The organism is Kocuria varians (assembly GCF_006539885.1).
Lineage (GTDB): Bacteria > Actinomycetota > Actinomycetes > Actinomycetales > Micrococcaceae > Kocuria > Kocuria varians.
Window position 1 is genome coordinate 37,696 of sequence record NZ_BJNW01000003.1, and the last position, 21,494, is coordinate 59,189.

General features: G+C 73.0%; 17 protein-coding genes and 1 pseudogene. 9 read left to right on the plus strand and 9 right to left on the minus strand.

Annotated elements, in window-relative coordinates; translation table 11 throughout:
• Window positions 1-55 precede the first annotated feature (55 nt).
• Together KVA01_RS02325 and rsmA are read right to left on the minus strand one after the other, a co-directional pair.
• Window positions 56-1,108: a 4-(cytidine 5'-diphospho)-2-C-methyl-D-erythritol kinase gene (locus KVA01_RS02325; protein ID WP_141268783.1), complete on the minus strand. Its 1,053-nt coding sequence runs from the start codon at window positions 1,106-1,108 to the stop codon at window positions 56-58.
• On the minus strand, window positions 1,105-2,139 hold the full coding sequence (rsmA, locus tag KVA01_RS02330) for a 16S rRNA (adenine(1518)-N(6)/adenine(1519)-N(6))-dimethyltransferase RsmA (protein ID WP_233438729.1): 1,035 nt from the start codon (window positions 2,137-2,139) through the stop codon (window positions 1,105-1,107). The genes KVA01_RS02325 and rsmA overlap by 4 nt, the downstream gene beginning before the upstream one ends.
• A 196-nt stretch (window positions 2,140-2,335) precedes the next feature.
• On the opposite strand from rsmA, the gene KVA01_RS02335 reads away from it, so the two are divergent.
• Window positions 2,336-3,376: a hypothetical protein gene (locus KVA01_RS02335; RefSeq protein ID WP_141268785.1), complete on the plus strand. Its 1,041-nt coding sequence runs from the start codon at window positions 2,336-2,338 to the stop codon at window positions 3,374-3,376.
• Window positions 3,377-3,513: 137 nt separating this feature from the next.
• On the opposite strand, the gene KVA01_RS02340 is transcribed toward KVA01_RS02335, so the two are convergent.
• Complete coding sequence (locus KVA01_RS02340; RefSeq protein ID WP_233438730.1) at window positions 3,514-4,524, minus strand: TatD family hydrolase; 1,011 nt, start codon at window positions 4,522-4,524, stop codon at window positions 3,514-3,516.
• A 377-nt stretch (window positions 4,525-4,901) separates the two neighbouring features.
• Between KVA01_RS02340 and KVA01_RS02345 the strand changes: the two genes are divergently transcribed.
• From KVA01_RS02345 to KVA01_RS02355, 3 genes are read left to right on the plus strand one after another with little or no spacing between them, the layout of a single operon-like run.
• Entirely contained in the window at window positions 4,902-5,852 is a 951-nt protein-coding gene (locus KVA01_RS02345; protein ID WP_068470087.1) for an AAA family ATPase, read from the plus strand.
• Entirely contained in the window at window positions 5,849-7,390 is a 1,542-nt protein-coding gene (locus KVA01_RS02350) for a DUF58 domain-containing protein (RefSeq protein WP_141268787.1), read from the plus strand. The genes KVA01_RS02345 and KVA01_RS02350 overlap by 4 nt, the downstream gene beginning before the upstream one ends.
• A complete protein-coding gene (locus tag KVA01_RS02355) occupies window positions 7,387-9,807 on the plus strand; it encodes a transglutaminase TgpA family protein (RefSeq protein WP_231860669.1) in 2,421 nt (806 codons plus the stop codon). Before KVA01_RS02350 ends, KVA01_RS02355 begins: the two co-directional genes overlap by 4 nt.
• A gap of 219 nt (window positions 9,808-10,026) precedes the next feature.
• On the opposite strand, the gene rsmI is transcribed toward KVA01_RS02355, so the two are convergent.
• Window positions 10,027-10,926: a 16S rRNA (cytidine(1402)-2'-O)-methyltransferase gene (gene rsmI, locus KVA01_RS02360; RefSeq protein WP_068470083.1), complete on the minus strand. Its 900-nt coding sequence runs from the start codon at window positions 10,924-10,926 to the stop codon at window positions 10,027-10,029.
• Window positions 10,927-10,974: 48 nt separating this feature from the next.
• Between rsmI and KVA01_RS02365 the strand changes: the two genes are divergently transcribed.
• Window positions 10,975-12,600, plus strand: a complete 1,626-nt coding sequence (locus tag KVA01_RS02365) for a dolichyl-phosphate-mannose--protein mannosyltransferase (protein ID WP_231860668.1) — start codon at window positions 10,975-10,977, stop codon at window positions 12,598-12,600.
• Here the strand turns inward: KVA01_RS02365 and KVA01_RS02370 are convergent.
• The 4 genes from KVA01_RS02370 to KVA01_RS13150 all read right to left on the minus strand — a co-directional run bounded on the left by KVA01_RS02370 (window position 12,584) and on the right by KVA01_RS13150 (window position 15,983).
• Window positions 12,584-13,327 (minus strand): TIGR01906 family membrane protein, encoded by a 744-nt coding sequence (locus KVA01_RS02370; protein WP_082810397.1) that lies wholly within the window; start codon window positions 13,325-13,327, stop codon window positions 12,584-12,586. The genes KVA01_RS02365 and KVA01_RS02370 overlap by 17 nt on opposite strands.
• 7 nt (window positions 13,328-13,334) lie before the next feature.
• The gene (locus KVA01_RS02375) at window positions 13,335-14,603 is read right to left on the minus strand and encodes a L,D-transpeptidase (protein ID WP_068470079.1); all 1,269 of its coding nucleotides are present in this window, start codon (window positions 14,601-14,603) and stop codon (window positions 13,335-13,337) included.
• Between the two features lie 94 nt (window positions 14,604-14,697).
• On the minus strand, window positions 14,698-15,408 hold the full coding sequence (locus KVA01_RS02380) for a DUF3499 family protein (protein ID WP_218023595.1): 711 nt from the start codon (window positions 15,406-15,408) through the stop codon (window positions 14,698-14,700).
• Window positions 15,409-15,413: 5 nt separating this feature from the next.
• Window positions 15,414-15,983, minus strand: a complete 570-nt coding sequence (locus tag KVA01_RS13150; protein WP_068470075.1) for a WhiB family transcriptional regulator — start codon at window positions 15,981-15,983, stop codon at window positions 15,414-15,416.
• Window positions 15,984-16,213: 230 nt separating this feature from the next.
• Here KVA01_RS13150 and KVA01_RS02390 point away from each other — a divergent pair, with 230 nt between their 5' ends.
• On the plus strand, window positions 16,214-16,930 hold the full coding sequence (locus KVA01_RS02390; RefSeq protein ID WP_068470073.1) for a TIGR03089 family protein: 717 nt from the start codon (window positions 16,214-16,216) through the stop codon (window positions 16,928-16,930).
• A 37-nt stretch (window positions 16,931-16,967) separates the two neighbouring features.
• Here KVA01_RS02390 and KVA01_RS02395 read toward each other — a convergent pair whose 3' ends face one another.
• Window positions 16,968-17,582, minus strand: a complete 615-nt coding sequence (locus tag KVA01_RS02395) for a GtrA family protein (RefSeq protein WP_141268870.1) — start codon at window positions 17,580-17,582, stop codon at window positions 16,968-16,970.
• A gap of 184 nt (window positions 17,583-17,766) precedes the next feature.
• On the opposite strand from KVA01_RS02395, the pseudogene KVA01_RS02400 reads away from it, so the two are divergent.
• The 3 genes and pseudogenes from KVA01_RS02400 to KVA01_RS02405 all read left to right on the plus strand — a co-directional run.
• Window positions 17,767-18,948, plus strand: a pseudogene (locus tag KVA01_RS02400) (5-(carboxyamino)imidazole ribonucleotide synthase); the annotation flags it as partial.
• Window positions 18,949-19,053: 105 nt separating this feature from the next.
• The gene (purE, locus tag KVA01_RS13195; protein WP_371858565.1) at window positions 19,054-19,557 is read left to right on the plus strand and encodes a 5-(carboxyamino)imidazole ribonucleotide mutase; all 504 of its coding nucleotides are present in this window, start codon (window positions 19,054-19,056) and stop codon (window positions 19,555-19,557) included.
• Between the two features lie 166 nt (window positions 19,558-19,723).
• Entirely contained in the window at window positions 19,724-21,463 is a 1,740-nt protein-coding gene (locus tag KVA01_RS02405; RefSeq protein ID WP_141268791.1) for an LCP family protein, read from the plus strand.
• Window positions 21,464-21,494 lie beyond the last annotated feature (31 nt).

A 21,494-nucleotide genomic window follows, 5' to 3' on the forward strand; every position in this document is an offset into this window, starting at 1 on the left:
GTGGGCGCGCGGCGGTGCTGAGCCGATTCTGCCCCGCGGGACGCCGGGCCACCAGTCATTCGTGCGACGTGATCCCCGCGCCGGTGGCCGGTCCCGTGACGGCGATCGCACGGCGCTGCTCCCGGTCGAAGTCCGCGACCAGGCGGCGGGCCGCGTCCGCGGAGCGCACGAGGAAGCACACGGTGGGCCCCGATCCGGAGACCCACCCCATCACCGCGCCGAGCTCCACCCCGTGGTCGAGCAGCGTTTCCAACTCGGGCAGAAGGCGGATCGCGGGGGCCTGCAGGTCGTTGCGCACGCGAGCGGCGAGCTCGTCGACGTCGCCGGCGGCCAGTGCCTCGAGCACGTCCGCCGGCACGGGGTCCGGAACCACGCCCGAACGTGTCGGAGCACCACCGTGTGGTGCCGCCTCCGCGTTGACCACCGTGTGCGCCTCGTCCCACTGCCGGTAGACCGCGGGCGTGGACAGCCCCTGGTCCTGCGGGACGACCACGAGGTGCAGCGGCGCGGGAGCCGGCACGGACTCGAGTTCCGTGCCCGTGCCCCGGCCGATGGCCGCGCCGCCCAGCAGCATGAAGGGGACGTCCGCCCCGAGGGTCGCAGCGATCCGGTGCAGGTCCTGACCGCTCAGCGGCGCCACACCGGCGTGCTCCGCTACCAGGTGGTTGACGGCGAGCAGCGCGGCCGCCGCGTCCGCGGAGCCACCGCCCATCCCGCCGGCCACCGGCACGGCCTTGCTGATGCTCAGGGCGATCCCGGGAACGGGCACGGCGAGCGCCTCGCACACCGCCAGCGCCGCCCGGACCACCAGGTTCGACCCGTCCAGCGGAATGTCCGAGAGGCGCGCGGAACCGTCCTCGACCATGCGCTCGTACGCGCTACCGGACTCGGCCGCCACACTCACGGTGATCCCGTTGCCCCGCCGCACGAGAGCGGGTTCCAGGGTCGCGGTCACGGTCTCCCGCAGGTCCAGCGCGAGGAAGAGGGTCTCCAAGGGGTGGTAGCCGTCCGGGGTGGGACTGCCCACGTGCAGGGAGAGGTTCGTCTTGGCGGGGGCGCTCGCCGTCACAACGGGGCGTGCAGCGGGCTGCTGGTCTGGGTGGGTCACTGCCGCTCCCCCTGGGACGAGCCGCCCGGCGTGGATTCATCCGGCGACGACTCCCGCTGTCCTGGTTCGCGCAGCGTCACTTCCTCCGGCCCCAGCTCTCCCCGAGCCGGTGCGGCCCCGGGACGCGACGCCGCGTGGGAGGGAGCGTCGGCGCCGAGGGCGGGGACGGCGGCGTCGGCCCGGGCGATCCGCGCGAAGTCCGCGACGTCGAGCTTCTCACCGCGCTCGCTCGGGTCCACCCCGGCCGCGCGCAGCACCTGCTCGGCGCGCGCCCCGGAGCCCGCCCAACCGCTCAGGGCCGCGCGCAGGGTCTTGCGGCGCTGGGCGAAGGCCGCGTCCACCACGGCGAACGTGGGGACCCGCAGCTCCTCCCCGGCGGGCGGCTCGCGGCGGTCCAGGCGCACGAGCCCGGACGCGATCTTGGGCGCGGGCCAGAACACGTTCTTGCCGATCACACCGGCCTTGCTCACGGTCGCGTACCACGACGCCTTCACGGACGGCACCCCGTAGACCCGCGAGCCGGGGCCCGCGGCGAGCCGGTCCGCGACCTCGTCCTGGACCATCACCAGGCCGTGGCGCACGCTCGGGAACGTCTCCAGGATGTGCAACAGCACGGGCACGGCCACGTTGTAGGGCAGGTTCGCGACGAGCGCCGTGGGCTCGGTGCCACGCGGCAGCTCACGCACGCGGGCGGCGTCGGCCTCCACCACGCTCAGCCGCGGCGCGGCCTCCGGGTAGAAACGGGCCACGGTCTCGGGCAGCTGCCGGGCGAGGGGCGGGTCGATCTCCACCGCGGTCACGGACGACGACGCCGCCAGCAGCCCCAACGTCAGCGACCCCAGGCCGGGCCCCACCTCCAGGACGTGCTCCTCGGGTGACAGGTGGGCGGCGGCCACGATGCGGCGGATGGTGTTCGGGTCGATCACGAAGTTCTGGCCCAGGGTCTTGGTGGGCCGGATCCCCGCCCGTTCGGCGAGCTCCCTGATCTCCGCGGGCCCCAGCAGCGGGCCGTCTGTGCTGTGCTCGGTCACCGGACAATTCTACGGGCCGCGGTCCGGTGCGACGGGCGCCGAGCGCGCGGCCCCTCACGCTGAGGTGTAGAAGTGCCCTTTTTGCGTGCAGCAATCGTGGCAGTTCTACACCCCAGCGTCAGTGAGGTGGCATGTGCGCTCCCCATGCTGCTTCGCGTGCTGCTCTGCCGTGCCGGTCCCATCTAGCGTGCTCCCCGTGCGCAACTCTTCAGGACCGGTCCAGCCCCTGCCCCGCCTTGTCACCACGTCGCAGGTCGGGGGCCGTCCGGACGTGCTCCGGCGCGCCGACACTCTGCACCGCCTGGCGCACGGGCTCTGGTGCGTGGCGGAGACGCCACCCACGCACCTGCAACGAGCGGTCCTGCTGCAGAACCACCTGTCCCCAGGACAACAGCCGTTGCGTCTGACGAGCGTCACGGCCCTGCAGCTCCTAGGCCTTCCCGTCCCCCGCGGCCATGCATGGGCGAACTCGCTGCTTCGCGGCAGGCGACCCCCGCACGCTGAGCTGCTGGCCCGGCACCTGGAGTCCGTCGTGCACCTCTCGTGGAGCGGCGCCCGGGCCCACTCGCGGTTTCCGGAAGTCCGTATCCGCAAGTCCCTGGATCTGCCCACCGTGCTCGGCCCGTGGCTTGCGCCTCTGGTGGACCCGGTCGAGGCGCTGGTGGTCGCAGCGGACATGATGGCTGGCTGGGCGATCACTGCCGCCCTGGACGCGCTCCTCAGCCGCGGCGCCGTTCCGCGCGCCGTCGACCCGTTCCACCGCAGTCTCCTGGAGGGCACGCGGGCGTCACAGCGGTTCGTACCCGTGACCTACACACCGGACCTCGTGCGCGACCTGCTGGAGCAGTTGCCGCCTACTGCACGGGCGGTGCGCGCCGTGAGGGCCGCACTCTCACGCACCGCCCCGAACACGTGGTCCCCCATGGAGACGCTGGTGCGTCTGATCGTGGTGGCCGCAGGTTTCGCCGAGCAGGAGATGAACGTTGAGGTCCGCACGCCCTATGGCACGCGGTACCTGGATCTCGGGTGGCCGGAACGGATGGTGGCCATAGAGTTCAACGGCCAGGTTCACAACACCAACCACGCCGCTTACAAGGACGAGATGCACCGTCTGGAGGTGCTGCGTGATCTGGGGTGGTCCCTGCGTGTGCTCGTGTACGAGGACCTCGCGGACGCTCGACGCCGCGCCGCCTGGGTCGCCTGGCTGGCGCGCAGCCTGGGAACGCCACGACGGTGACCGTGGCGAGGCGGCGTCGTCGTCACCCGTCGGTGCCAGAGACCGGACGCACCACTCTCAGGTGTAGTAGTGCCCGCCCCGAGCGCCCGTTTCGTGGCACTTCTACACCTCAGAATCCGTCCATGGGGTGGAGCCCCTCAGAACTCTCCGTAGACCGCCCTCGCGTTGTCCCAGATGCGGCGGCACAGCGTCTCCAGGTCCGTCTCCAGCAGGGTGGCCATGCCGCGGACCGTGTAGTTGACCATGTAGGGGGCGTTCGGGCGACCCCGGAACGGGTGCGGGGTGAGGAACGGTGCATCCGTCTCGCTCAGCACCAGCGCCGGGTCTGCCACCCGCAGGGCCGCCTGCAGCGGTTTCGCGTTCTTGAACGTGACCGTCCCGGCAAAGGACATGTACCAGCCGTTCTCGTTGCACACCTGCGCGAGCTCCGGATCGCCGGAGAAGCAGTGGAACACCGTGCGCTCGGGGGCTCCCTCGTCGCGCAGGATGCGCAGCACGTCCTCGTGGGCGTCGCGGTCGTGGATCTGCATGGCGAGCCCGTGCTCCTTGGCCATCCGGATGTGCGCCCGGAAGGACTCCTCCTGCGCGGCGAGCCCCTCCTCCGGGGTCTGCGCGCGGTCCATGCCGGTCTCGCCGATCGCGCGGACCCGGTCCTGACCGGCCAGCTCCGAGATCTCCGCGAGCGCGCTCTCCAGCGATCCGGCCGCCGCGAGCGACGGCGCCTCGTTCGGGTGCAGCGCCACGGCGGCCAGCACCCCGGGCACCGTCTGGGCGGCCGAAACCGCGAACCGGGAGGACTCGACGTCGCACCCCGCCTGCACGAGCCCCGCCACGGAGGCGTCCCGCGCCACGGCCACGGCATCCGCCACGGACACGCGCACGAGCCCGTCCTGCATGTCCAGGTGGGTGTGGTCGTCCACCACGGGGTGCGGCAGCGGCTCCGGCAGCGCGGGGAAGCTCAGGTTCCGGCGCTGGCCCTGCGCGTCCGTGTGGGCGCGGCGCTCGGTGCCTTCGCCACTGGCAACCTCGCCCGTCGCGTCCGCCACCGCGTACATCTCGGGCCGGTAGGCGGGCGGCGTCTCCCCGGGCACGGCCGCCGGGCGCCCGACATCGCGGAAAACGGTCTCGGTCAGGGGTGTCTCGATCACGCCTCCACGATAAATGACCGCCGACGACGCCGCCCGCCACGGACCGCCCCGCGCCTCGCCCCCGGCGTGGCGAGCGGCCCCGACCTCCCGGGACAGGGCCCTCCCGGACGTGCGGACACCGCGGGTCGTGAGAGAAGGACTCCGCGCGTCACGGCATCCCGCGTCCGTTCAGGGCGTGGAGTCCCTCCGATGCCCCCCGCGCACACGCGGGAAGCGCGGACGCCCATGCACCCATATAGATCCGCGCCCGCATCGCCCCATGTCGTCGCGGGGCGCCACATGTCCGCCCGCTATCGCCGGTCCCGCCGATTCCTGAGAACATGGTGGAAACGCCACCCCCGTGGCCATCCCCCCGCATGCTCGTGAGACGAGGAAATATGGAGCAGTTCGCCGCCCGCACGAAGGCCGTCCTGGACCGCATGAACGCGGTCATCGACGGCAAGCCCGCCGAGACCAGGACCGCTCTCACGGTGCTGCTGGCAGGGGGGCACCTCCTGGTGGAGGACGTCCCAGGGGTGGGCAAGACCATGCTGGCCCGTACGCTGGCCGGGGCGATCGGCGGCACCGTGAGCCGCATCCAGTTCACCCCGGACCTGCTGCCCACGGACATCACCGGTGTCTCCGTCTACGACCAGGTGCGCCGGGAGTTCGAGTTCAAACCGGGGCCGATGTTCGCGAACATCGTGATCGGCGACGAGATCAACCGTGCGTCCGCGAAGACCCAGTCGGCCCTGCTGGAGGCGATGGCGGAGGGTCAGGTCACGGCGGACGGCACCACGTACACGCTGGCCACCCCGTTCATGGTGGTCGCAACCCAGAACCCCGTGGAGATGGACGGCACGTTCCCACTCCCGGAGGCGCAGCGCGACCGTTTCACCGCCCGGATCTCGATGGGCTACCCGGACGCCGATGCCGAGGTCGCCATGCTCTCGGACCACGGCTCCGGCTCCCCGCTGGCGGGCCTCGAGCCGGTGCTGGACATCGACCAGGCCCGCGAGCTCGTGCGGCACGTGGCCTCGCTGCACGTCTCCACGGCGGTGCGCCGCTACATCGTGGCCCTGTGCCAGGCCACGCGCACGCACCCGCACCTGCGGCTCGGCGCGAGCCCCCGCGCCGCCCTGCAGCTGCAGGCCGTGGCCCGCGCTCAGGCGGCCCTCGCCGGCCGTCCGCACGTGCTGCCGGACGACGTCAAGGACGTCGCCGTGGCGGTGCTCTCCCACCGCCTGATCCTCGAACGCCGCTCCGGCGCGGACAGCGCCCAGGACATCGTGCGGGGCATCCTCGACGACGTCCGTGTCCCCACCGAAGACGCACCCCGCACCCGATGAAGGCCCCCGCCTCGAGGGCGCGGGTGGACTCCCGCGCCAAGTTCACGGTGCGCGGCTGGTGCTTCCTGGCGGCCGCCGTGGTGTGTCTCGTGCTGGCCACGTGGCTCGGGCGCAAGGACGTCCTGGCGCTCTCCCTGTTCCTGGGCATGGTCCCGCTGCTCTCCTCGCTGGCCATGTGGCTCGTGAAGCCGCGGGTGCTGCTCAAGCGCGCGGTGGATCCGCCGCTGGTCACCCTCGGCGACGCCGCCCAGGTCTCGCTGCGCGTCCGACGCCGCTCGGCCTTCCCCTCCCGCACGCGCACCTCCGGTGACGGTTCCGGAGCGGCGGCCGGGGACGGCACAGCGCCCCACGACACTGCCGCGGACGGTTCCGCCACGATTCCCGGCCACGAGGACGGCGCGACGACGCCGCTCGGCCGCCGCACGGCGTCGTCATCCCTGCGTGCCTCGGACCGCGCCGCGGTGGACGTCCACGAGAAGGTGGACCCGCTGCTGGGCCGGGACCAGGATGTCCAGGTGCCCGTGTCCGGCGTGCCGGTCTCCTACACGGTGCGGCCGCGGCGCCGCGGGATCCACGAGCTGGGCCCGGCCACGGTGCGGGTGAGCGATCCGTTCGGGGTGGTCTCCGAGCTGCTGGACGTCGCCGAGCGCACGTCGCTGCACGTGGCCCCGGACCCCGAGGAGCTCACGGAGCTCGGCGCGAACTTCGCGCACGAGTCCGGCAACGACCCCTCCCGCCGCGCCCAGCCGCAGCCGGGTCCGGACAACGTGACCACCCGCGAGTACCGCCACGGCGACCCGATGCGCCGCGTGCACTGGGCGGCGTCGGCCAAGCACGGCGAGCTGATGGTGCGCCAGGAGGACCCGCGCAGCACGCGCAGGACCGTGGTGGTCCTGGACACCGTGGACCAGCACTGGCCCGGCGAGCGCGTGTGGGCCGGTGTGCTGGAGTCCACCGAGGAGTTCGAGTGGGGGGTGACCGCGGTCGCGTCCGTGGTCGAGCACCTCACGCGCCGCGAAACGGTGGTCTACGCGCTCGACGACCAGGGCCGCGCGCTGCCCCGCGGCGAGTCCGAGGCCGGCCAGCTGCGGGACACCGCCGTCACGGACGACACCGCAACCGAGGTGGTCCACGGGCTCTCCCGTGTGGCGCTCGTCCCCCGCCCGGAACCCGAGCTCGCGGACGACCCCCTGGCCGCACGCCTGGACCGTGAGGGGCTGACCCACCCGGTGCTGCTGCTCACGGGCACGCTCTCCCCCGCCGCCGCGCGCCGCTACGTGCGGGCCACTGAGGGAACCGCCTCCCGGTCCGTGGTCATGGTCGTGAACCCGCCGCTGACCCGGCCGGAGAGCGCGGACGTCTTCGAGGCGGCCGGGTGGTCGGTGCTGCTGGTCAGCCGCTGGACGGACGTCGACGCCGCCTGGCACTCTCTCGTGGGCGGCGGCTCGCTGCTCGCCCCGCCACCTCCCGCGCCGGGTGAACGCCACCTGAGCATGGACGAGATGAAGGCCCGCACCCGAGGCAGGACCACCGTATGAGTTCCCCCGCTCCCTCCCCCCGTTCGACGCCCCGCGAGACGCCCTGGCAGGACGGCGCGGCCGCGGCCCCCGGCGGTGCCGGCCGCACGCCGTCGACCCCCGGGTCCGGTCTCAGGCCGCGCTCCTCCCGCCCCCGCGTGGTCCCGCTGTGCCTGCTGCTGCTGGGCGCCGTCGCGCTGGGCTGCGTGGGGATGGCCGGCGCGCTGGACGGCGGCTGGTGGATGGTTCCCGTGGCGGCGACCGTCCTCACGGTGCTCGTGGTCACCGGGGCCGCCCGCTGGCTGCGCCTGCCCTCCCCCCTGGTGACGGTCGCCGGGCTCGCGGCGCTGCTGCTGGCGCTGACGGTCGTGCACCTGGGCGACCACGCCCTGCTCGGTTTCATCCCCGTGCCGGACACGTTCACCACGGCCTCTCGGCTGTGGACGTCCTCCGGGGACTTCGTCTCCGGCAGCGCGGCCCCGTACCCGGCCCACGCCGGGCTCGCGTTCGTGCTGTGCGCCCTGGTGGGGCTCGTGACCGTGTTCATGGAGACCGTGCTCGTGGGTCTGCGCATGGCGGGGCTCGCGTGCGTGGGTCTGCTGGCGCTGCTGGTGGTCCCCGCCCTGACCCTGCCGGGCAGCGTCTCCCCCCTCGGACTCGCCGCCGCCGTGCTCGCCGCGCTGGCCCTGCTCGCGGGCTCCCGCGCCCTCGGTGCCACGCGCGCCCAGCGCATCGCCCCCGCGCCCGGGGGTCTGCCCCGTGCCGTGCTGGTGGTTGCCGGTGTGCTCGCGGTGGTGCTGTTCGTCCCCTCGCTCATGCCCGGGTTCTTCAACGGCGCCTTCCCGCAGGGCAGCTCGCTCACGTCCCAGCGCGCGGCCGGTGTGGGGCCCCTGCGCGCCGTGGGACAGGATCTGCGCTCCGAGCAGCGCACGCAGCGCTTCAGCTACACAAGCTCGGACGACAAGCCCGCCTACATGCGCCTGCTGACGCTCTCGGACTTCTCCCAGGACGAGTGGTTCCCCGCCACGGACGGCCTCGACAACGACCTCTCCCACCTCGCGGACAGCTCCCGCAACCCCGTGCCCCGCGGCACGGAGACCACCACCAAGGTCACGTTCGACCAGTACGACGAGCACTGGCTTCCCGCCCCCTACGCCCCCGTGGCGGTCGCCGGTCTCGGGGACCAGGGCTGGGGCTGGAGCCCGAAGGACCTCTCGGTCTACAGCGCGGCCACGGGCATGTCCGGCGGCAGCTACACCGTGACCTCCGCGGCTCCCCCGGCCACGGCCGAGGCGCTGCGCAGGGCGCCGTCGGCGGCCTCCGACGACGCCCTGGCCGACGACCTGCGCCTGCCCGCGGACCGCCCGCAGCCCCTCGCGGACGCCGCCCGCAGCTTCACGCAGGGCGCGAGAACCGACTACGACCGCGCACTCGCCCTCCAGAACCACCTGCGCAAGGACTTCCACTACGACGTCAACGCCCCGCTGGCCCAGGGCTACGACGCCGGTGGGATGGCCTCCCTCGAGAAGTTCATGCAGACGCGCACGGGTTACGCGGGGCACTTCGCCCCCGCCATGGCCCTGATGGCCCGTGAGGTGGGCATCCCGGCCCGCGTGGCCGTGGGCTACCTCCCCACGGCCGCCTCCCGGGACGCGAACGGCGGCACGTCCTTCTCCGTGGGCACCGGGGACGCCCACGCGTGGCCCGAGCTGTACTTCGAGAACGTGGGCTGGGTGCGCTTCGAGCCCACCCCGGGCGTCCCGAGCACGCCGGACTACGCACCGGAGTCGGGGCAGGGCCAGGCCGACGGCGCGTCCTCCTCCCCCTCGTCCGCGGCCTCCGGTGACGGCAAGCCCTCGGACGCGGGGACGTCGGACAAGCCGTCCGACCAGGTCAGCACCCCTGCCGAGCACTCCGCCTCGGCCGGCCCGTCCGACCAGCCGGAGGAGAGCCCTGCACCGCAGCAGGCGGCGCCGGTGCTCGTCATCCCGTGGTGGGCGCTCGCCGGCGGGCTGCTGCTGGTCCTGGTGCTCGTGGCGGCGGTGCTGCCGCGGTGGCTGCGCGGGCGGCGTCGTCGGGCGCGGCTCACCGCGATGGCCGACACCGCGCTCGCCCCGCAGCGCCGCGCCAATGCGGCGTGGGACGAGTTCCGCGCGCTGGCCGAGGACTACGGCGTCACCGCCCCCGCCTCGGACACGCCCCGTGTCGCCGCCCGGCGGCTCGCGGCGGGGATTCCCGCCGCCACTCCCTGCGTGGAGCGGCTCGTCGAGGACCTGGAGACCACCGGCTACGGCGCGCCCGGCCCCGACTGGACGCCGCGCACCACCCCGGAGGACCTGGCGCGCGTGCGTGACGAGTTCCGCCACCGCGCCTCGCGCGGGCAGCGGTTCCGCGCCGCGTGGTGGCCCGCCTCGCTGCGCACGGGCCCCCGCCGCTGACCACCGACGACGCCGCCCGGTGCCCTCGCGCGAGGGCACCGGGCGGCGTCGTCCGTTGGGGGCCACGCCGAGGCCGGCGCGGGGTGCCGGGCGTGCCGGCCGCGGGAGACGGGTGGTGGCGCCGGCCGCGGGGCGCGAGCCGCCCCGGTTCTCCCAGTACCCCGGCATGGGTGCCCCATCTCGGGCGCCGGGTTGTCTGCGCCCCGTCGTAGCCCGGCCTCAGCCCTCCGCGCGCGCGGCGATCACGGCGTCGTAGAGCCTGCGCGTGCTCACGCCGTGCTCGGTCGCGACCTGGCGCGCGGCGGCCTTGAGCTTGATGTCGGAGGTCGCCACGAGCTCCTCGACGGCCGCAGTGAGGTCCTCCGGATCGGGTGCGACGGCGGGGGCCGCGCCGTGCAGCACCACCACGATCTCCCCGCGCACCTGGTTCTGGGTGGCCCACGCGACGAGCCCGTCGAGGTCGTCCCGCAGCACCTCCTCGTGCAGCTTGGTCAGCTCGCGGCACACTGCGGCCCGCCGGTCCCCGCCCATAGCCTCCCGCAGGGCGATGAGCATGTCCGCGAGGCGGTGCGGGGACTCGTAGAACACCATGGTGCGCTGCTCGGTGGCCAGGGCTGCGAGCTGCGCGGCCCTCTCGCCCTTCTTGCGGGCCAGGAAGCCCTCGAACGTGAACCGGTCGGTGGGCAGCCCGGAGACCGCGAGCGCCGCGAGCACCGCGGAGGGCCCGGGGAGCACGGTCACGGGCAGCCCGGCCTGCGCGGCGGCGCGCACCAGCGGGAAGCCGGGGTCGGAGACCGTGGGCATCCCGGCATCGGAGAGCACCGCGACGGTCTTGCCACGGCGCACCTCGTCCAGCAGCTCGGCGGTGCGCGCGGTCTCGTTGTGCTCGTGGTGGGTGACCACGCGTCCGGTGACGTTCACGCCCAGCCCGGCGGCCAGGCGGTGCAGAGTACGGGTGTCCTCCACGGCGAGAACGTCCGCTGTGCGCAGGATCTCCAGCAGGCGCGGGGAGGCGTCCGAGAGGTTGCCGATGGGCGTGCCCACGATGACCAGGGCACCGTCGCCCGAGTTCTCGGGGTCCGCCGGGGATGCTGATGGGGCAGAAGCTTGCGAAGTCACAGGTCCACTCTACGAAGCCCGTCCAGCCCCGCGCCCTACCATGGGTCCGTGCCTTCGACCGTTTCCTCCCCCGCCGTCCGGCCGAGCGCCGGTCCCCCCGCGCGTCCGCTGGGCGAGCTGCTGCTGCCCGCGGTCACGCGCCTGCCCCGGTACTGGTGGGTTCCGCTGGCGCTGGTGACGCTGCTGGGCGGGGTGATGCGCTTCGTGAGCCTGTCCTCCCCGCACGCCGTGGTCTTCGACGAGACCTACTACCTCAAGGACTCCTACTCGCTGCTGCTGCACGGCACGGAGCAGCAGTGGCCCTCCGGTGCGGACGAGGGCTTCGTGTCGGGGAAGATCCCGGACGTGGAGAACCACCCGTCCTTCGTGGTGCACCCGCCCCTGGGCAAGTGGCTAATCGCCGTCGGGCTGTGGGCCTTCGGAGGGGAGGACCCCTTCGGCTGGCGGTTCTCCGCCGCGCTGTTCGGCACGGCGTCCATCGCGCTGATCTGGTGCGCGGGCTGGCTGCTGTTCCGCTCGGTCTCGCTGGCCACGGTCGCCGGGCTGCTGACCTCGCTGGACGGGCTGCACCTGGTGGAGTCGCGGCTCGCGCTGCTGGACATCTTCCTGATGTTCTTCCTGCTGCTCGCCTTCGTGCTCGTGCTGCTGGACCGGGACGACGGACGACGCCGCCTGCTCGCCCGCATGAACACCTCTCCCCTGGGCCCGTGGCTCGGGGTCCGGTGGTGGCGCGTGGCAGCGGGTGTGGCGTGCGGTGCGGCGGCCGCCGTGAAGTGGAACGCCCTGTTCAGCATCGCGGCCCTGGGCGTGCTGGCCGTGCTCTGGGACATGAACGCGCGCCGGGTCGCCGGCGTGCGCCGCTGGTTCACGGGTGCGCTGCTCAAGGACGGGCCGTGGGGCTTCCTCACGATGATCGGCACGGGCCTGGTGACCTACCTGCTCACGTGGTCCGGCTGGCTGCTCACGGACACCGGCTACGACCGCAACTGGGCGGAGCTGAACCCGGGGCAGGGCCCCCAGTGGCTGCCGTCCGCGCTGCGCTCGCTGTGGGAGTACCACGTGGCCGCGTACTCGTTCCACACGGGCCTGTCCTCCCACCACACGTACATGGCCGGGCCGCTGAGCTGGTTCGTCATGGAGCGGCCCACGTCCTACTACTACGAGTCCCCCGGCGCCGGCACGGACGGCTGCACCGTGGACTCGTGCAGCCAGGCGATCCTGAACCTGGGCAACCCCGCGATCTGGTGGGCGGCCATCCCGGCCCTGGGCCTGGGCATCTGGCTGTGGGCGGTGCGCCGCGACTGGCGCTTCGGCGCCCTGGTGGGCATCTGGGCGGCGGGCTACCTGCCGTGGTACCTCTACCCCGAGCGCACCATGTTCTTCTTCTACGCCCTGTCCTACTTCCCCGCACTGGTGCTGCTGCTCACGGGCGCGATCGGTGTGCTCACCGGCAGGCTCGCGGTGCCGCGGCACGGGGCCACGGCCGGCACGGTGGCCGCGCTCGACGACGAACGGGTGGTCTCCCCGCGCTGGGCCCGGCGCTGGCGTGTAGTCACCCTGGTGTTCCTCGTGCTCGTGGTGGCGCTGGCCGTGTTCTTTTGGCCCGTGTGGACCGGCCAGACCATCCCCTACGACCACTGGCGCTGGCGGATGTGGTTCAGGTCCTGGATCTGAGCGGGCGGGGAGCCGCCCACGGGACCGCGGCCAGGCGGCGTCGTCGGTGGGTCGTGACGAGCATGACCGCGAACGCGGCCACGAGCGCCACCAGCGCCACGGTGAGGGCGGCGTCCACCCAGAACTGCGTGGGGTAGAGCCGGATCAGGGTGTCGGAAAGGCTGAACGTCCACGTCCCGGAGCTGAAGAACAGCGAGTGGAACCCGGCGAAGAAGGTCTCCCAGCCCAGCAGGGCCGCCACGCACGCGAGCACCAGCAGCGCCACCGTGAGCCACGAGCCCCAGAACCACGCCGCGGAGGCCGCCCCCGGTGCGCGCCGGTGCAGCCACCAGCCCGCGAGCACGCTCAGCACCAGCAGCACGCCCGCGAGCAGCAGGCCCCACTGCATCACGCCCTGGACGTCGTGCATGTGCGAGACCTCCTGGGGCGTGAACGCCATCCCGCCCTCGGGGCTCACCAGCCCGCCCAGGTACTCGGGCGGCGCGAGGTTCATGATGTAGTCCAGCCCGTAGGACCCGAACGTCATGCGCTCGTCCGTGCCCATGCCCCAGCGGTCCGCGGGGAACCCGGGCCTGTGGTACTCGAGCCACAGGAAGGCCGGGGTGGCCACGAGCCGCGCCCCCAGCCCCACCAGCAGCACGGGCAGGGACAGGGTCAGCAGGCCCTGCAGCAGCCGCTGGACGACCGTGCGGCGGGGGCGGGCGGGGGTCGTGCGGGTTGCACTCACCGGGGTGTCACCAGTTTCCGTGCCAGTTCTCGTCCTTGTAGTGCTCGAACGGGATGTTCCAGTCCCCCAGGCCGTCGTCCGGGTCCGCCTGCGGGTAGTTCGTGTTGACCACTTCCACCATGTCACCGGGGCGGAACGTGTTGTAGATGTAGCTCGCGCCCTCGGGCGGCATGCCCACGCAGCCGTGGGACACGTTGGCCACGCCCAGCACGGAGTACGCGGAGGGCAGCGCCTGGTGCACGAACTCGCCGCTCCACGTCAGCCGGGACACGTTGGACGCGTCGAACGGCGGGTAGTAGTGCGAGTCCCCCGGCTTCAGGTGCAGGGAGCCCGCGTTGAACTTGTAGGACGCCGCCTGCTCCAGGATGACCTTCTTGCCCGTGGTGGAGGGCCACTCGGCGTCGCCGAGGGTCACGGGCCACGTGCCGCTCTCCTTGCCGTCCACGTAGGCCACGAGCGTTTTGGTGTTGTTGTCCACGTACGCGCGCTGCTCCGGGCCGGTCGTGAACGTCACGGTCTTGTTGCCGTTGCCGATCATCCCGTTGCCCAGGTCCTTGCCCAGGATGTTCGCGCTGACCTTCACGGTGGACTTCGGGGTCCACGGGTCCCTGGGGCGGAAGCGCAGCTTCTGGTCCGAGTACCAGCGGAACGCGCCGTCCTTGTGCGCGCCCTCCACGGTGACGGCCTTCTCGATCGCGTCCTTGTTGGTCACGGGCTCGGAGAAGTTCAGCTCCACGACCTGCCACACGCCGTAGGTCTCACCGTCCCGCACGTTCATGCTCACGTCCGCCTCGTGCGCGGCGTCCACGGTGCTGAAAACGCTCTGCCCGGTGCTCTCGCGGTCACCGTTGCGCGCCGTCCAGGCCACGGTGTACGTCTCGTCGAACGCCAGCGCTCCCTCGGAGCGCCACTCGGTGCCGTCCTCCTTCAACGCGCCCCTGGCCTTCTCGCCGGAGGTCGACGCCGTCACGGTCACGTCGGTCAGCTTTCCGGCGTCCGTGGCGACCACCACGGCGGCCGTGGGATCGACCATCGTGGTGTCCGCGGCGGGGGTCACGCGCACCGTGGGCGTCGTGCCCGAGGACGACGACGCCGCGGCACCCGAGCCCGACGGGTCCCCCGCGGCGTCGGAACCGGAGTCCGCCCCGCACGCGGCCAGCGCGAGGACCGCGGCGAGGCCGGTGGAGGTCGCGGCGAAACGGCGGCGGCTGAGACCGCGCGCGGCGGGCGGCTCCTGCGCGGAGTGGTGGTCGTGCGGGCGGGGTGAGGCTGTCATGGGTTCCTCGCAGGGGTGAGACGGCGGGGGCGCCGGTCCGGACCACGGCGAACGGAGCCTCTCCCGGCCGGTCGCCCGAGGGGGCGCGGAGCGGCTACGGCCGCCGCAGGTGCGGGGTGCGCAGAGCCGCCGGGAGGGGGACGGAACGCCCGGTCGTGGACGGCCGAGGGTTTGCGTTCACACTCGAACGCCTCGTCCCAGAATACTCGTCGGAGTCGGCGGGAGGAACGCCCGGGGACGTCCGACCCACCACACCCGCGGGCGTGTCGTCGCGTGGCAGTTCCGCGGGGCGGCGCGTGCCGTCGCCGCGCCGAGCACCCGTGGACGTTCCCGCTCCGGCGGAGGGGCGTGTCGTGGCGGCATCGGCGGCGCGCCCGTCAGCGGCGGGCCGCGCGGCGTCGTCGTCAGCGTCAGCGTCAGGAGCATCCGGGCGGTAGGAGACGTCCCGCAGCACGCGCGCGCCGGGAACGGCGGGGCCGTTCGGGCGGGCGGCACCCAGCGAGGGTCCGCGGGGACTGCGCCGCACCACGGGCTCCTCGTCCGGGCGCACGGCCTGCACCACGGCGTCGACGTCGTCGCGGCCCCAGCCGTCCGGGAACTCCAGGCGCACCACGCGCCAGCCGCGCGGTGCCGTGAGGGAGTCCGCGTGCACGGGGCACAGGTCGTAGGCGTGCGGCTCCCGGCGCGCGGACAGCGCCCCGATCACGGCGGTGGAGTCCGAGTAGACGTAGGTCAGCGTGCACACGGCATCCCGGTTGCACGTCTGCTTGGAGCAGCTGCGCCGCGGCACGGTCTCCTGCGCCACGCGGCTCACCGGCCCCTGCGCCGCAGCCGACGCCGTTCGCGCTCGGAGAGCCCGCCCCAGATGCCGAACTTCTCGTCGTTGGTCATCGCGTAGTCCAGGCACTGCCCGCTCACGGGGCACGCCTCGCACACGCGCTTGGCGTCACGGGTGGAGCCGCCCTTCTCGGGGAAGAACACCTCGGGATCGGTCTGCGCGCACAGCGCGTCCGTCTGCCACGCGAGCTCGCCCTCGGCGTCGCCCTCGCTCACGGAGTACAGACCGGCCACGGCCTGCCACACGGAGGCGTCCACGCTCTGGACGTCGTGGACCTCCATGCCCTGCAGGTCCTGGGGGGTGTGGGCGGGGGGCTCGGGCTCGGGCTTCTTCTTGCGGTCCGAGCGCAGCAGAACGTCGCCGGCAACCTCGGGGTGGGCGGCCAGGAAGGCCGAGGCGAGGTCGTCCAGGGTGGTGACACCCGCTGCTCCGCGGGCCTGGTCCACAGGGTCCACGAACCAGTCCACGGGGACGCTGCCGCCCGCGGATCCGGTGTCCGAGTCCTCGCGTCCGTCGATCCGGCGGCGTGCGGCCTCTCCCATGTCTGTCCTTCCGTACCACGCGTTCGTGTGCTCCGTGCCCTCAACCAGCCCGGTTGTCCCGGCCGAGAACGGGTTGGCGTGACGGGGCGCACCCCTGTCTGCCAGGTGGACTCCCTAATTACACGCGTGTAAGTCCCGCGTAGTCAAGCCGAGTATCCTGGGCTTCCCGGGGCCATCGGCGCGCCGTCCGCGCCCCCGTGGACCCGTCACTTACCCTAAGGAGTTTCTGCGTGGGACGCACACCGACCGATCTCGCGGGGGCCCTGGCCGCGGTCTCCGCACGCCCCACACCGGCTCTCGTCTGGCGTGACGGACCCGAGCGCGTGGAGCTCTCCGGGCGCGTGCTGGTCAACTGGGTCGAGAAGTCCGCCGGTCTGCTCGTGGACGAGCTGGACGTCACCGCCGGTGACGTCGTGCGCATTTCCCCCGTCCCGCACTGGCGACTGGTCGTGCTGACGCTCGCCGCACTGCGCGTAGGAGCCCGCGTGGCGTTCGACCCCGAGCTGGACGCCGAGTCCGAGGCCGTGGTCCACGCGTACCTCGAGACCGCGCCGGAGGATCCCGCTGCGGGCGCCACCGCACTCGTGGTCGCCGCGCCCGCGCTGGCCTTCGCGTGCTCGCAGCCGCTGCCCGGGGGCGCGGTGGACTTCTGCGACGAGGTCCGCGGCATGGGGGACGTCTACACGGGGTTCGAGGAGCCGGAGGCCGACGACGCCGCCCTGCCGTCCGGACTCACGCACGGCGAGCTCGTGGCCGCTGCCCTGGAGAGCCTGCCCGGTGAGCACGCGGGAGAGACGGTCTTCGTGCCGATGCCCGACGGCTGGGACGAGACGCAGCTGCTGCGCGTGCTCGGGGCCGCGGCGCAGGACGGTGCGGTGCTCATGGCCACGGATCCGGGCGAGATCACGGGCGACGTCCTGGCCCAGGAGCACGCGACCGCTCTCTGAGGATCGGCCCGAAGCCCGAGGCCCGAGGCGAGTGTGCTCAGGAGGCGCGGCGGACGTCGTCGTCGTTCGTGCCGTCCCGGGGAGCGTCGTTGCGGGGCGCGTGACTGCGGTCCTGATGACCGTGGGCATCGTGGTCGCGACGGTGCACCACCGGCATCTGGCCCGTGACGAACGCGAACTCCTCGTCCGGGCTGTCCGCGAAGTCGGGGTCCTGGTCCAGCTCGGTGCTGAAGACCCAGAAGCGGTAGGCGAAGTAGCGGAACACGGTTCCCAGGATGGTGCCGATGATCGTGCCGGAGATGAAGGAGGCGGTCGCGGACCTCAGGTCGAGCACGTAGTAGCTCACGCCCAGGCAGCCGAGCTCGATGGCCATGCCGATCCCGTTGGCCACGAGGAACTGCACGAGCTCCTTCTTCTTGTCGTCCTGGCGCTTGTCGCGGAACGTCCAGAGCCGGTTGGCGATCCAGGAGAAGACGATGGCCACCACGGTGGCGACGATCTTGGCCTTGATGTGGCTGTCGGCGAAGTACGGGGTGTGCATGAGTAGCCACACGAGCCCCGCATTGATGGCAAAGGCCGCGGCCCCCACGAGCCCGAACTTCGCGAGCTCTTTGACGAACAGTTCCCACAGCGCGTGCGCGCGCTCGACCATGGTGTTCAAGAAATCGTTCTCACTCTGCTCATCGGGGACGGAGGAAGGGCGGGGGGCCGTCTCGCACGAGCGTCCCACCCGGACGGGCATCGCCGCGGCCCCGGACTCACCGTGGGCGCCGGATGATTGAGTTGCATCGTACTCCGACATGACTGGACGTCCGCTGTGACGATAGCCTGGAGCGGTGAATTCTCCCGTTACCGGTCCTGTCATTGGCGTCGTGGGCGGCGGGCAGCTCGCCCGCATGATGGCTCCCGCGGCCACCGCGCTCGGCGTGGAGCTGCGCGTCCTCGCGGAGAGCCCGGAGGTGAGTGCCGTGGCGGCGGTCCGCACGGCCCCCGCGGGTGACTACACGGATCTCGACACGCTGCTGCGCTTCGCGGCGGACGTGGACGTGCTGACCTTCGACCACGAGCACGTGCCCACCGAGCACTTGCGGGCCCTGCAGGAGCAGGGCGTGGCCGTGCGTCCCGGACCGGAGGCGCTCGTGCACGCGCAGGACAAGCTCGTGATGCGCCGCGCCGTCGAGGAGCTCGGCCTGCCCAACCCGGAGTGGGACGAGGTGCACAGTGCCGAGGAGCTCGTGGCCTTCGGCGAGCGCGTGGGCTGGCCCGTGGTGCTGAAGACCCCGCGCGGCGGCTACGACGGCAAGGGCGTGCTCGTGCTGGACGGGCCGCAGGAGGCCTCCACCGGCACCGCCGCCGAGTGGTTCGCCCAGTGCGCGGAGGCGGACTCGGACGAGGGCCTGCTGGCGGAGGAGGCCGTGGCGTTCAGCCGGGAGCTCTCCGCAATGGTCGCCCGCCGCCCCTCCGGTGAGACCGTGGCCTGGCCGGTGGTCGAGTCCATCCAAGTGGCCGGTGTGTGCGACGAGGTGCTCGCCCCGGCTCCCGGGCTGGATCCCGCCGTGGCCCGTGCCGCGCAGGCCGCCGCCGTGCAGCTCGCCGAGGACCTGGGCGTGACGGGCGTGATGGCCGTGGAGCTCTTCGAGACGCCGGGCACCGAGGCCGGCTTCGCCGTCAACGAGCTGGCCATGCGGCCCCACAACTCCGGGCACTGGAGCATGGACGGCTCCGTGACCGGGCAGTTCGAGCAGCACCTGCGCGCGGTGCTCGACTGGCCCCTGGGTGCCACGGACGTGGTGGCGGAGGCAGCCGTGATGAAGAACTTCCTGGGCGGGGACAACCAGGACCTGTTCGCGGCCTACCCGCAGGCGCTGGCCGCCGAGCCGCGCGCGAAGGTCCACACCTACGGCAAGTCGGTGCGCCCGGGCCGCAAGATCGGCCACGTCAACGTGGTCGGTGACGCCCACGAGCTCGGGACGCTGCGCGAGATCGCCACCCACGCCGCGAGCATCCTGCGCGACGGCGAGGACCGGGACGCCCGGCCCACCGCGCGCGGCGAGGACGAGGCCGCGACCCCCTGGGGTGCCGTGCCGGAGGCCCAGACGCAGGCACCCCTGGTGGGGCTCGTCATGGGCTCGGACTCGGACTGGGCCACGATGCGCGCCGCCGCACAGGCCCTCGAGGAGGTCGGCATCCCCTACGAGGCGGACGTGGTCTCCGCCCACCGGATGCCCTCCGAGATGCTCGAGTACGGCCGCACCGCGCACGAGCGCGGGCTGCGCGTGATCATCGCGGGAGCCGGCGGGGCCGCCCACCTGCCCGGGATGCTCGCCTCCGTGACGCCCCTGCCGGTGATCGGCGTCCCCGTGGCGCTGAAGACCCTGGACGGCATGGACTCCCTGCTCTCCATCGTGCAGATGCCCGCGGGCGTGCCCGTGGCCACGGTCTCGATCAACGGAGCGCGCAACGCGGGCCTGCTCGCGGCGCGGGTGCTCGGCTCGGGGTCCGGCGCGTCCGCGCAGCAGGTGCGCGAGCGGCTGCAGGTCTTCGCCGCGGAGCTCTCCGAGGCCGCGCACCGCAAGGGTGCCTCCCTACGCGACGCCGTGGCCCGCGGCGCGAGCGCCACCGACTGACCCCCGGCCGCGCCCGCCGGGTGGGCTGCCGGGTGGGTTGTCGGCCCGGATCCAGGTGGGCGGGGCACAATGAGCCACTCGTGGCCCCTCCCCCGGGGTCACGGACCGGTGGGCCCGCAGCCCGGCCCGCCGCAACACCGACTTCCCCTTCAGCACGGAGTTGCACGTGAACGGATCAACCGACCACCCGGAGGACGGCCGTCCCCTACCCTCGGCCACCCGCGCCCTGGAGGAGGTGCCCGAGGACGCCCGGCAGGACGCCCCGCGCGGTGCCGCCGCGGCGTCGTCCGCGGATTCCCGGACGGGTGCGGACCCCTACGGCGAGGACGACGACGCCGCCCCCGGTGGCGCTTCGGCCGTCCGCGATCCCGAGGCGGGCCCGCGCCGAGCGCGCTCCCGCCTGGGCGATCCGCTGCGCAGCCCCCGGTTCGCGGCCCCCGCGACCCGGACCAAGCGCGCGTGGTGGCTGCTCGGCGCCACCCTGCTGATCCCCGGCTCCGCGCAGCTCGTGGCCGGAAAGCGCGTCGTCGGACGCGTGGCCGTGCGGATCACCGCGGTGGTCTGGGCGCTGATCCTGCTGGCCGTGGTGCTGTGGTTCGTGTGGCGCACCGCCCTGGTGTGGCTGCTGACCAACTCCGTGACCTCCGCCCTGCTGATGTACGGGCTCGTGGCGCTGGCCATCGGCTGGGTGCTGCTGTGGTTCGACACCCTGCGGATCATCCGCCCGGGACTGCTCGGGGACGGCATGCGCCGCGGCGTCGTCATCACCACCGTGCTCGCGATGGTCCTCACCGGCGGCGGGCTCGGCTACGCGGCGCACCTGGTCTCGGTCGCGCGCCACGCGGTCTCGGACATCTTCGGCGGGGGCATGCCGTTCTCCGCGGCGGACGGGCGCTACAACATCCTGCTCATGGGCGGGGACGCCGGCGAGGACCGCGAGGGCCGCCGCCCGGACTCCATGACCGTGCTGAGCATCGACTCCTCCTCGGGCCAGACCGTGACGGTCTCCCTGCCCCGCAACCTGCAGAACGTCCCCTTCCCGGACAGCTCCCCCATGCACTCGGTCTACCCGGACGGCTTCAACTGCGGTGACGAGTGCATCATGAACGCCGTCTACACGGACGTGATGCAGAACCACAAGGACCTCTACCCGGACGTCGAGGACCCCGGGGCACAGGCCACCAAGGAGGCCGCCGAGGGCGTCACGGGCCTGACCATCCAGGCGTACGCGCTGATCGACATGGACGGCTTCGCCTCGCTCGTGGACGCCCTCGGGGGCATCGACATGAACGTGGGCGGCCGCGTGCCCATGGGTGGCGGCACCAACCTGGACACCGGGGAGAAGAACCCCATCCTGGGGTGGATCGAGCCCGGCGTGCAGCACATGGACGGCTACCACGCCCTCTGGTACGCCCGCTCCCGCGAGGGCGCCACGGACTACGACCGCCAGGCCCGCCAGCGCTGCGTCCAGGCCGCGATGCTCGCGCAGCTGAACCCGGTCACCGTGGCCACCAAGTTCGACGAGCTCGCGAGCTCCGGGCAGCAGATTCTCGAGACGGACATCCCCCAGGCCTCGATCGGCTCCATGGTCACGGTCGCCACCAAGGCCAAGAACCACGAGCTGCAGGCCTACGCCGCCGGTCCGCCCTACTACGACCAGTCCTTCCCCACCTACCCGGACTACGAGCAGTTCCGTTCCGACCTCGCGGACGTCCTGAAGAAGGCCGACGGCGCCCAGGCGGGGGTGGCGGGCAGCGCGGCGTCGTCGTCGGCCGGGGCCGGTGTGAGCACCGCCGGCGGCGGCGTGGCCGGAGCGGGAATCGGGACCGCGGCCGTGGTGCCCGCGGCACTGAAAGTGTCCACGGAGGAGACGCTGTCCCCGAACGGCACGTGCTCCGTGCCGTGATCCCGCCGGGTCCCGGTCGGTACAGTGGGGA

Coding starts and splice junctions, on each gene's coding strand:
- KVA01_RS02395 (WP_141268870.1), bottom strand. CDS start 17,582: ATGGTCGAGCGCGCGCACGCGCTGTGGGAACTGTTCGTCAAAGAGCTC.
- KVA01_RS02345 (WP_068470087.1), top strand. CDS start 4,902: ATGGAGCAGTTCGCCGCCCGCACGAAGGCCGTCCTGGACCGCATGAAC.
- KVA01_RS13150 (WP_068470075.1), bottom strand. CDS start 15,983: ATGGGAGAGGCCGCACGCCGCCGGATCGACGGACGCGAGGACTCGGAC.
- KVA01_RS02350 (WP_141268787.1), top strand. CDS start 5,849: ATGAAGGCCCCCGCCTCGAGGGCGCGGGTGGACTCCCGCGCCAAGTTC.
- KVA01_RS02355 (WP_231860669.1), top strand. CDS start 7,387: ATGAGTTCCCCCGCTCCCTCCCCCCGTTCGACGCCCCGCGAGACGCCC.
- KVA01_RS02375 (WP_068470079.1), bottom strand. CDS start 14,603: ATGACAGCCTCACCCCGCCCGCACGACCACCACTCCGCGCAGGAGCCG.
- purE (WP_371858565.1), top strand. CDS start 19,054: ATGGGCTCGGACTCGGACTGGGCCACGATGCGCGCCGCCGCACAGGCC.